At 68.1% G+C, this 4,575-nt stretch carries 4 protein-coding genes; all 4 read left to right on the plus strand.

Annotated elements, in window-relative coordinates:
* Positions 1 to 95: 95 nt before the first annotated feature.
* From ABZ260_RS47125 to ABZ260_RS47140, 4 genes are read left to right on the plus strand one after another with little or no spacing between them, the layout of a single operon-like run.
* Complete coding sequence (locus ABZ260_RS47125; protein ID WP_355631420.1) at positions 96 to 1,073, plus strand: sugar ABC transporter permease; 978 nt, start codon at positions 96 to 98, stop codon at positions 1,071 to 1,073.
* A 5-nt stretch (positions 1,074 to 1,078) separates the two neighbouring features.
* The gene (locus tag ABZ260_RS47130; protein ID WP_355631429.1) at positions 1,079 to 1,969 is read left to right on the plus strand and encodes a carbohydrate ABC transporter permease; all 891 of its coding nucleotides are present in this window, start codon (positions 1,079 to 1,081) and stop codon (positions 1,967 to 1,969) included.
* Positions 1,966 to 3,390 (plus strand): GH1 family beta-glucosidase, encoded by a 1,425-nt coding sequence (locus ABZ260_RS47135; RefSeq protein ID WP_355631423.1) that lies wholly within the window; start codon positions 1,966 to 1,968, stop codon positions 3,388 to 3,390. Before ABZ260_RS47130 ends, ABZ260_RS47135 begins: the two co-directional genes overlap by 4 nt.
* Before the next feature lie 34 nt (positions 3,391 to 3,424).
* On the plus strand, positions 3,425 to 4,432 hold the full coding sequence (locus ABZ260_RS47140) for a LacI family DNA-binding transcriptional regulator (RefSeq protein ID WP_355631426.1): 1,008 nt from the start codon (positions 3,425 to 3,427) through the stop codon (positions 4,430 to 4,432).
* Positions 4,433 to 4,575 lie beyond the last annotated feature (143 nt).

Here is a 4,575-nt window from a genome sequence, read left to right on the forward strand (position 1 = left end):
CCGCAATTGCTACAGGCCGAAGAGGCCATGTGGGCACGGTTCGCTTCTGCGTGCCCTTCGTGTCAGGGCCACGGCCCCGCTGAAAGGCTCCGTTGATGACACTGCACGTCGACTCCCCTGCCGCCCCTCCACAGCCCGGCCCCCGCCGGTCGGCGGGGGCAGGCGGACCGCAGCGAGGCGGTGGATGGGCCCGGTTCGACCTCCGGGCGACCCCCTACTTCCTCGTCTCCCCGTACTTCCTCCTCTTCGCGATCTTCGGCGTCTTCCCGCTCGGCTACACCCTCTGGGTCTCGCTGCACGACTGGGAGCTCGCCGGGGACAAGTCCTTCGTCGGCCTCGAGAACTACATCGAGCTGATCACCGACGAGGCCTTCTGGAACGCGGTGATCAACACTCTCGGCATGTTCGTCATGTCGACGATCCCGCAGCTCGTCCTCGCCCTCGTGCTGGCCAACGCGCTCAACAAGCGCATCCGGGGACGGCTCTTCTTCCGCCTCGGCGTGCTGCTGCCGCTGATCACCTCCGTCGTCGCCGTCGCCGTCGTCTTCACCCAGCTGTACGGGCGTGACTACGGCATGATCAACTGGTTCCTGGGCCTCTTCGGAACCGACGCGATCAACTGGCAGAACGAGAAGTGGTCCGCGTGGATCGCGATCTCCACCATGATCGACTGGCGCTGGACCGGCTACAACGCCATCATCCTGCTGGCCGCCATGCAGACCATCCCCAAGGATCTCTACGAGGCCGCCGCCATCGACGGTGCCACGGCCAGGCGGCAGTTCTGGCAGATCACCATCCCGATGCTGCGCCCGACGATCGTCTTCGTGGTGTTCATCTCCACCATCGGCGGCCTGACGCTGTTCACCGAGCCGGTCATGTTCGAAGGCAACCCGACGATGGCCGGCGGCACCACCGGCCAATACCAGACCGTGGCCATGTTCATCGTCAAGGAGGCGTTCCGCGACTTCGACTTCGGCTACGCCTCGGCCGCCGCGTGGATGCTGTTCGCGCTGATCCTCCTCGGGACGCTCATCAACTACTCCTTCACCCGCCGCATCGGGGGTTCCAAGTGACGGCCATCCAGTCCAGGCGGCCCCCGGCGCATTCACGACGGCCTTCCGGCCCGTCGGCCGCACGGAACCGCATCTGGGACGCCGGCCCGCTGACGAAGGTCGTCCTGGCCTTCGCGCTGGTGCTGTCGGCGTTCCCTATCTACTACATGTTCATCATGGCCACCCGGACCAACGAGGAGGCCATCGACGTACCGCCGCCGCTGCTCCCCGGCGGCCACCTCGGCGAGAACATCTCACGGCTCCTGTCCACCGAGGACGCCTATTTCATGACCGGCCTGGTGAACTCGGCCATCGTCTCGGTCACCGTGACCTTCTCGGTGGTGCTCATCTCCACCCTGGCCGGCTTCGCCTTCGCCAAGCTGCGCTTCCGGGGCGGCAAGATCCTGCTGGGCCTGATCCTGGTGACGATGATGGTCCCGCTCCAGCAGATGGGCATCGTGCCGCTGTACGAGCTCATGGTCACGCTCGGCTGGACCGGCCAGCTGAAGGCGGTGATCCTGCCCTTCCTGCTCAACGGCTTCGGGGTCTTCATGATGACCCAGTACGCCACCCAGGCGGTGCCGGACGAACTGGTCGAGGCGGCCCGCGTCGACGGCGCCTCCACCATGCGCATCTACGCGAACGTCATCCTGCCGGCGCTACGGCCGGGAATGGCGGTGCTGGCGCTGCTGGTCTTCATGCAGACCTGGAACGAGTTCATGTGGCCGTTGATCGTGCTGAACCCGGACAACCCGGTAGTCCAGACGTCGATCGCCGCGCTCAACCAGGCCCACGGCACCGACTACGTGATGCTGTTCACCGGCACCGCGGCATCGGTTCTCCCCCTGTTCGTCGTTTTCATCGCGTTCGGCCGTCAGATCGTCGGCGGACTCATGGAAGGTGCGGTTAAAGCGTGACCACGCAAGAGACGCAGATTCAGACCCCGGATCTGGTGTTCCCGACAGGTTTCGTCTGGGGCGCGGCCACCTCCGCATACCAGATCGAAGGCGCCGTCTCGGAGGATGGCCGCGGCGTCTCCATCTGGGACACCTTTGTCAAGCAGCCGGGCCGGGTGGTGAACGGCGAGCACGCCGACGTCGCCATCGACCACTACAACCGCTACCGGGACGACGTGCGGCTGATGGCCGAACTCGGCCTCGGCGCGTACCGGTTCTCCATCTCCTGGCCCCGGATCCAGCCCGAGGGACACGGCCCCGTCAATCTCAAGGGCATCGACTTCTACAGCCGCCTGGTCGACGAGCTCCTCTCCCGGGGCGTCGACCCGTGGGTGACTCTCTACCACTGGGACCTGCCCCAGCCCCTGGAAGACGCGGGCGGCTGGCCGTCACGGGACACGTCGAAGCGCTTCGCCGACTACGCGGCGGCCGTGCACGACGCGCTGGGCGACCGGGTCCGCAACTGGAGCACCGTCAACGAGCCCTGGTGCTCGGCGTTCCTCGGGTACGCCTCGGGTGAGCACGCCCCCGGGCGGCGCGAGCCCGACAAGGCGGTGTACGCCGCCCACCACCTGCTGCTCGCGCACGGCCTGGCCGCGCAGGCGATACGGGCCCAGCGCCCGGAAAGCGTCATCGGCGGCTGCGTCAACCTGTACGCGATCACGCCGCAGACCGCCTCCGAGGCCGACCAGGACGCCGCCCGCCGCATCGACGGGCTGCAGAACCGTTTCTTCCTGGACGCCCTGCTCAAGGGCGAGTACCCGGCCGACGTGCTGGAGGACCTCGGCCGGCCGGCCGGGCTCGTCCAGGACGGGGACATGGAGATCATCTCAACGCCGCTGGACAAGCTGCTGATCAACTACTACAGCCGCTTCACCGTCTCCGGAACCCCCGGCGGCGCGGCGTCGGCCGCGGCGGCGCCCACCGACACCGGGTCACCTTGGGTCGGCAGCGAGCACGTCTCGTTCGTCGAGGGCGGACGTCCCGTGACGGCCATGGGCTGGGAGATCGACGACTCGGGGCTGCTGGAGATCCTGCAGCGGCTGGCCGCCGAGTACCCGCGCGTCCCGCTGGTCATCTCGGAGAACGGCGCGGCCTTCGACGACGTCGTGGGACCCGACGGCATCGTCCACGACCGCGACCGGCTGGGCTACATCGACGCCCACCTGCGCATCTGCCACACCGCGATCGAGGCGGGGATCCCGCTGGAGGGCTACTTCGCCTGGTCCCTGATGGACAACTTCGAGTGGGCGTGGGGGTACGGAAAGCGGTTCGGACTGGTGCACGTCGACTATGAGACGCAAACTAGAGTTCCCAAAGAGAGCGCTCTCTGGTATGCCGGGACCATCAGGCGCGGAGGCCTGAACGGTCCGACAGAATAGGGGTCGGCGAATTCACCACGGGGGGCTGAAACACATGAACGGCGACCGTCGTCCGACGCTTGAGGCGGTCGCGGCCCTGGCCGGAGTCGGCCGAGGCACGGTGTCGCGGGTCATCAACGGTTCACCGAAGGTGAGCGAGAAGGCCCGTGACGCCGTGCTGCAGGCGATCCAGGAACTGGGCTACGTGCCCAACCGGGCTGCGCGCGCACTGGTCACCCGGCGCACGGACACCGTGGCACTGGTCGTATCGGAGTCCGAGCTGCGGGTCTTCGACGAGCCGTACTTCGCGGGAACCATCCGCGGCATCGGTTCCGCACTGTCCGAGACCGGTCTGCAGCTGATCCTCGCGATGGCCCAGTCGAAGCAGGAGCACGAGCGGCTGGAGCACTATCTGACGGGACAGCACGTCGACGGGGTGCTGCTGATCTCCCTGCACGGTGCCGACCCGCTGCCGGGAAGGCTGGAGGCGATGGGCGTGCCGACGGTCATCGGGGGCCGCCCGGTCGGCCTCACCCCCTACAGCTACGTCGACGTGGACAACCGGGCCGGAGCCAGGCAGGCGGTCAAGTACCTGCTGGGCAGGGGCCGTCGCCGGATCGCCACCATCGCGGGAACGCAGGACATGGGCGTGGGCGTGGACCGGCTCGCGGGCTACCGCGACGCGCTGCTCGCGACCGGCCTGAGCGAGATCGTGGCGTACGGCGACTTCAGCGAGGAGAGCGGCATGGCCGAAATGCGCAAGCTGCTCGCCGAGAACCCCGACCTGGACGCCGTCTTCACCGCCTCAGACCCGATGGCGCTGGGCGCGATGCGGGTGCTGCGCGAGGAGGGCAAGAGCATCCCCGGCGACGTCGCGGTGATCGGCTTCGACGACTCGCCCGCCGGGGCGCACTCCTCCCCCGCCCTGACCAGCGTGCACCAGCCCACCGAGTCGATGGGCCGGCAGATGGCCCACCTCCTCGTCGCCCGCATCAACGGCGAGCACCTGGAGCAGCCGGTGGTGATACTCGACACCCACCTGGTCGAGCGATCCTCCGCCTGAGACGGCCCCTTCCGGTGGCCTTCGACACGCCGGGCGGGACGGAGCCGAGCCTCAACCGGTACCACGACGCGGGCGGGGCCGAGGTCAAGGCGTACGTAGCCGATGGCGTTGGCGGGCAGCACGTCGTGTGGCTGCGTGCCGCC

The organism is Streptosporangium sp. NPDC006013 (assembly GCF_040614275.1).
In the GTDB taxonomy this organism is placed as follows: domain Bacteria; phylum Actinomycetota; class Actinomycetes; order Streptosporangiales; family Streptosporangiaceae; genus Streptosporangium.